General features: G+C 65.7%; 4 protein-coding genes. All 4 read right to left on the bottom strand.

The window, feature by feature from the left end; translation table 11 throughout:
• Window positions 1-1,251: MFS transporter (locus HX873_RS31035; RefSeq protein WP_177123773.1), on the bottom strand; the 1,251-nt coding region annotated here is incomplete at its 3' end.
• Complete coding sequence (locus HX873_RS31030) at window positions 1,248-2,456, bottom strand: acyl-CoA dehydrogenase family protein (RefSeq protein WP_008431174.1); 1,209 nt, start codon at window positions 2,454-2,456, stop codon at window positions 1,248-1,250. The genes HX873_RS31035 and HX873_RS31030, both read right to left, overlap by 4 nt.
• Window positions 2,457-2,476: 20 nt before the next feature.
• Entirely contained in the window at window positions 2,477-4,192 is a 1,716-nt protein-coding gene (locus HX873_RS31025; RefSeq protein WP_177123771.1) for an ABC transporter ATP-binding protein, read from the bottom strand.
• The coding region (locus tag HX873_RS31020) for an ABC transporter permease (protein WP_177123769.1) at window positions 4,189-4,805 on the bottom strand (617 nt) is incomplete at its 5' end. The genes HX873_RS31020 and HX873_RS31025, both read right to left, overlap by 4 nt.

Below are 4,805 nucleotides of genomic sequence, written 5' to 3'. Positions count from 1 at the left end.
CGATAAACTCAACGTCAACTGAATGGTCATCGCCGACAGGCTGCTGGCGCGGCTGGATTGCTCCGGTGGCACGTCGGCATAGGTCAACGCCCCCAGGGTGCTGAATTGCAGCGAGCGAATGATCCCGCTGCCAAATAACACCAGTATTACAATCCAGTAAGGCGTTGATACCTCGAACAGGCTGCACGCCAGGATGGTTGCACCGGTGAGCACCGCATTGCCGATCAAGGTGCGCCGGAAACCGAAGCGGCTGACAATCCGCACTGCCAGCATTTTCATCAGCAACGCACCCACGCCACCGGCCACGCTCAGCAGCCCCGCCTGCAACGGGTTAAGCCCGAAACACAGCTGGAACAGCAACACCAGCAAAAACGGCTGTGACGCGCTGCCGATGCGCATCAGGTTGCCGCCCCAGAAGCTCACCGCGAAGGTCGGGATTTTCAACAATGAAAAATCGATCAACGGGTACGCCGTCCGCCGTGCATGCAGGACATACAGCCAGGCACTCAACAGCCCGCCGCCAATCAGCAGCAACGCCCACTGGCGCGGCAACAGGCCGTGGCCCAGCACCTCGAAACCGAACACCAGCCCGCCCAATGCCACACCGCTGAGCAACAGGCCGGGAACGTCCAATGGCTGGCCGGGCGTCCCGGAATAGTCCGGGATATAGCGCAGCACCAGGATCACCCCAAGCACGCCGATCGGCAGGTTGATCAGGAAGATCCAGTGCCACGACAGCACCGTCACCAACAGCCCGCCCAACGGTGGGCCCAGCAGCGGCCCAACCAGCGCCGCCACCGTCAGGTACGACATGGCACGCAGCAGGTTTTCCCGCGCCGACCAGCGCAGCAGGATCACCTGCCCCACCGGCACCATCATCGCCCCCGAGGCGCCCTGGGCCAAACGCGCCAGGGACAGTTGCAACAGCGAGCCCGAGCAGGCACAGGCCACCGACGCGAGGGTGAACAGCACGATGGCGCTGATAAACACCCGACGCGGCCCGAACCGGTCGGCCGCCCAGCCGCTGACCGGCACGAACAGCGCCACCGCCAACAGGTACAGCGACACCACCAGGTTCATGCGCACGCTGGGCTCGCCGAAATCCTGGGCCATCTGCGGCAGCGCCGTGAGCACCGCCGTGGCGTCGATCAGTTCCATGAACAGCGCACAGCCGATGATCATCGGCACCCGGCGCGCATGCCCGGTGCCCACCTCGCCCAAGGGGTGTGAAAGGTCGAGGGCTTTGTTCAAAACAGCCCCGATGTCGGAGGCGGCGTGCCCTTGAGTTGCCAGGCGCCCACGGCTGCGGCTTTCCAGTGCCGGGGATTGTGGTTGGCCACGGTGCGCGCGTTGCGCCAGTGCCGGTCCAGGTTATGCGCACGGCCGGTGGTGGAAGCGCCACCCACGTCGAACACCAGCTCGGCAGCCTTGAGCGCCGATTCGGCCGCGATGTATTGCGCCTGGGCCACATCCACTGCCGCCTGGTCGACGGCCACCGCATCAAGATCCGCAGCCCAGGCGCGGTCGATGGAGTCCGCCGCGTGCAACACCACCGCTTCGGCGGTAAAGGCCCGGGCCGAAACGTCGCCCACGCTCAGTTCCACGTACGGGTCATCCACCGAGCGCGTGGCGCTGCTGTGCTTGATCGGCCGCGCATGCTCCTTGGCGAAGGTCACCGCATCATTCAGCGCATTGCGCGCAATACCGGCCTGCACCGCCGCGAGGAACACTTGCAGGAACGGCGTGACAATCGTGCGCTTGCCTTCCTCGACGGTGCGGGTGCGGATCTCGCTGGCCAACACCTGCACATCATGCAGATGGGTGGTGCCACTGGCGGTCAGGCGCTGGCCCATGGCGTCGAAATCATCCAGCAACTCCAGGCCCTGGCGGTCGCGGGGCAGGATGAACGACACGGGCTGGTCATTCTCGTCCAGGGCGACGGCGCTGACCCAATCGGCATACAACGAACCGGTGCTGTAGTACTTGCTGCCGCAAGCGCGAAAGTGCTCGCCGTCACGCACGATGCGCGCACTGATCGAACCGTTGGCACCGCCGACTTCCCAGCCGGCATTGCCGATCACGGCGCCTTGCAGGTAGCGCCCGAACCAGCGCTCGCGCTCCTCCTCCGCCCCCTCGGCGCGGGACGCCAGCAGGCCTTCGACAAACCCGAAACCGGGGCGCAGCGCCTGGGCCACGTTGGAGTCGGCCGAGGCGATGCGAATCAGCAAGGCAATCACGTCCTTGACCGAACCACCGGCGCCGCCAAACCGCTTGGGAATCCGCACGGTAAACAACCCGGCCTGGGCGATCTGCGCCACGGCCTCATACGGCAGTTGGCGGTCACGCTCACGTTGCGCAGCGCCGGCGGCAATCTGCGGCAGGATGCGGTCGGCGCGGGCGTTCAGTTCGGCCACCGTTACAACCGGCGGCGTGGGTACAGCAGACAACTTGCTCATGGCACTTCCTTGATTCAGGTCTAGATGGCGATTTTCCACAGGCGCGATTCATCAAACAGCCAGCCGGGGTTTTCCGGCTCCAGGGCCGGCACCACCAACTGCTTGCCGCTGCCTGGCAGGCGTGGCACCGCGCCCAGCAGGCGCCGGGTGTATTCGTGCTGGGGCGATTCAAACAACGTCTCGACGCTGGCGCTTTCCACCACCTGGCCGTGGCGCATCACCAACACTTCGTCGCTGACGTGGCGAATCACCCCCAGGTCGTGGGAGATAAACAGGTAGGCCAGGCCCAGCGAGGCTTGCAGGTCGGCCAGCAGATCCAGGACCTGGGCCTGCACCGACACGTCCAGCGCCGACACCGGCTCGTCGCAGATAATCACTTTGGGGTTGCTGGCAATCGCCCGGGCAATCGCCACGCGCTGGCGCTGCCCGCCCGACAGTTGCAACGGTCGGCGCTCGGCCAATTGCGGCGCCAGGCGTACCTGGTCGAGCAACTGTGTCACGCGGGCCGCCTGTTGCTCGGCGTCGATACCGGCAACGTCCAGCGCATCACTGAGGATCTGCCCCACCGTCCAGCGCGGGTCGAACGAACTCAGCGGGTCCTGATAAATCACGCTGATATCCCGGCGATTCACACGGCGGGTCTTTTCCTCGACCCGCTCGGTACCTGCCGCGGCCCATGGCTGGTCGAGAAAACGCACCTCACCGGCATCCGGTTGCAGCAAGCCGAGGGCGATGCGTGCCACGGTGGTTTTGCCGGAGCCGGATTCACCGACGATGCCCAGGGTGCGACCGGCGCGCAGCTCGAAGCTGACGTCGTCCACCACCTGGCGCGACTGTTGATCGGGGCCGACATACCGTTTGCCCAGCCCGGAGGCCTTGAGCAACACCGGCGAATCCGCGCCGGGCCGTGGTTGCGCCACAGCGTTGCTGCGCTCCGGCGACAGGCGTGTGCCACGGGCATGTTCGGCGGGCACCGCATCCAGCAGCGAGCGGGTGTAGGCGTGGCGCGGGTTGAGCAGCACCTGATCCATCGGCCCCTGCTCCACCACTTCGCCGTGGCGCAGCACCAGCACCTCATCCGCCAATTGCGCGACCACTGCCAGGTCATGGCTGATGATCAGCAGCGAATCGCCACGGGCCTTGATCTGCTGCAATACCTGCAGGATCTGCGCCTGCACCGTGGCATCCAGCGCCGTGGTCGGTTCATCGGCAATCACCAGGCCGGGGTTCAATGCCAGTGCGCTGGCAATCAGCGCACGCTGGCGCAGGCCGCCGGAGAGTTGATCGGGGCGCTGGCGCGCACGCAGTTGCGGTTCGGGTACGCCCACCAGATCCAGCAGTTCGATGACGCGTTCGCCACGGCTGCGACGGTCGCCCCAGCGATGGGTCTCCAGCACTTCGAGAATTTCCTTGCCCACCGGCCGCAACGGGTCGAGAGACACCAGTGCATCCTGCAACACGAAACCGACGCCATTGCCACGCAAACGACGCCAGCCGCGTTCCGACAGGCTGAGCAAATCCACACCGTCATAGCTCAAGGTGCGCGCCGTAACCTTCGCGCCCGCACCCGCCAGGCCGATCAGGCTGCGGGCGGTGACGCTTTTACCGGAGCCGGATTCGCCCACCAGCGCCAGGGTCTTGCCAGGCTCCAGGGTGAAAGACAGATTGCGCACCACCGACTGCCCGGCAAACTCGATGGACAGCCCTTCAACGATCAAGCGTTTCTGGTCGCTCATGAAAGACGGCCCTCCAGGCGTTGTTGCAGGTAACGGCCAGTGACCGTGGTCGACAGCGTGGTCAATACGATGAACAGCCCGGGGAAGAACGTCAGCCACCAGGCGTTGGCGATGAAGTCGCGGCCCATGGACAACATGGTCCCCCACTCCGGTGCCGGCGGACGGGCGCCCAGACCGAGAAAACTCAGGGCCGAGGCCCAGACAATCGCCTGGCCCACGCCCATGGTCAGGGTCACGATCAACGGGCGCATGGCGTTCGGCAGCAACTGGCGCAGGATGATGCGCAGCGGCGGATGCCCGAGGGCCCGGGCGGCTTCGATATAGCCCGCGTTGCGCACCGCCAGCACCTGGCCACGGACCATCCGCGCATAACCCGGTGCACTGCCCAGCCCGGTGGCGACGATCAGCGGGCCGATGCCGCTGCCGAAAATCGCCACGAACAACAGCGCCAGGATCAGGCTCGGAAACGCAAACAGTACTTCCAGCAACCAACCCACGCCGCGGTCCACCCGCGCGCCGCCCAGCCCGCCAAACAGGCCAAGCACGATGGCGATGGTCATCGCAATCGCTGTGGCTGCCAGGCCGATGAACAACGACTGGCGAGTACCATGGA

The organism is Pseudomonas sp. P7758, from assembly GCF_013386485.1.
In the GTDB taxonomy this organism is placed as follows: Bacteria; Pseudomonadota; Gammaproteobacteria; order Pseudomonadales; family Pseudomonadaceae; genus Aquipseudomonas.
Note: the sequence above shows the minus strand (reverse complement) of the source record. Positions and strands in the feature narration are given on the sequence as shown.

What these genes read in the sequence shown, in the direction of transcription:
- HX873_RS31030 (WP_008431174.1), bottom strand. Translation starts at nt 2,456, where the DNA reads ATGAGCAAGTTGTCTGCTGTACCCACGCCGCCGGTTGTAACGGTGGCC.
- HX873_RS31025 (WP_177123771.1), bottom strand. Translation starts at nt 4,192, where the DNA reads ATGAGCGACCAGAAACGCTTGATCGTTGAAGGGCTGTCCATCGAGTTT.